General features: G+C 37.9%; 2 protein-coding genes. Both read left to right on the plus strand.

All coding sequences use genetic code 11. From position 1 onward, the window contains the following. Positions 1 to 859, plus strand: an 859-nt coding sequence (locus U880_RS0103540; RefSeq protein ID WP_024654779.1) for a variable large family protein, incomplete at its 5' end; no start/stop codon positions are given. Between the two features lie 202 nt (positions 860 to 1,061). Next, on the plus strand, positions 1,062 to 1,268 hold a 207-nt coding region (locus tag U880_RS0103545; RefSeq protein ID WP_200862212.1), incomplete at its 3' end, for a variable large family protein.

The following is a 1,268-nucleotide window of genomic DNA, read 5'->3' on the forward strand; positions in this document are numbered from 1 at the left end:
GGTTCAGGGTACTGTGCAAGGTACCAAGGATAAGCTTGAACAAATTGTTGATGATATGAAGAAAGGAGGGAATCCTCATGCTGTTGAAGTAGAGAGTGTAGTGAAGAAATTAGTTAGTGAAACATTTGATAAGATAATTGACGGTGCAAGTGAGGCTTTAAAAGGAGCTGATGGTGTTGAAGCAATTGGTAATGTTGCTGAACCTGGAGCTGGAGCTGGAGCTGGTGCTGATGCGGTTAAGTCTCTTAGTGAGGGAATCAAAAAAATTGTAAGTGTAGTACTTAAGGAAGGAAACGCAGAAGCTGGAAATGATAACGGTCCTGTTAAAGATGATGGTACTGCTGGTGCTGCAAGGGGTGATGCTGGTGCTGGTGTTGATGGTGATGCAAGGAAATTGTTTGCTAATAATAATGCAGGTGCTGCTGCTGATGCAGCAAAAGCAGCAAGAGATGCAGTAAAGGCTGTTGGGGCTGTAACTGGTGCTGACATATTGCAAGCTATTGCAAAAGGTGATGATGGTGAATCAGCTAAATTAGCGAAACATAACAATGCTGTTGCTAATAATAACGGTGCTAATGCTAATAATGCTAGAGATGCGATTATAGCAGGAGGAATAGCATTAAGAGCGATGGCAAAGGGAGGTAAATTTGCTAATGCTAGTGCGGCAGCGGCTGGGGTTAAGGCTAATGTTGTTGACGCTGCAGTAAGTGGAGTTACTAAGGCATTAAATACTCTAACTATTGCAATAAGAAGTGCTGTTGACGAAGGACTTAAAAGTGTAAAAGAAGCAATGAAAATTAATACTAATGCTACTACTGTAGCATCTGAGAATAGTGGTTCTGGTGGTCAAAATAAATAGGCAAAGTTATGTAAGTAAATAATAAAAATAAAGTCATAAAGTGAAGATACTAAGAGTTAAGCTTTTGGTATCTTTTATTTTATAGTGTGTTAAATAGAAATATGTTACTTGATATGATTAATTTTATTATTTGTGATTTCTTTAAAATGTTCTAATTAAAAGTATTCAGTTTATTATATAAAATTGTACAAACAAAGATAATATGGTGATGGGATGTAATAGTGGGGGAGTAAAGGGAAAAGGGACAGGAGGAGGAGATGGGAGAGGATTAAGTGGAGCAGTGCTGGAAGTAGGGAGAAGTGCAGAGAATGCATTTTATGCATTTTTGGAGTTAGTGTCAGATGTATTGGGATTTAAAGTGAACACAACTACAAAGAGAGAGGATGTAGGAGTATATTTTAATAACCTA

The sequence above is a fragment of the Borrelia hispanica CRI genome (assembly GCF_000500065.1).
In the GTDB taxonomy this organism is placed as follows: Bacteria; Spirochaetota; Spirochaetia; order Borreliales; family Borreliaceae; genus Borrelia; species Borrelia hispanica.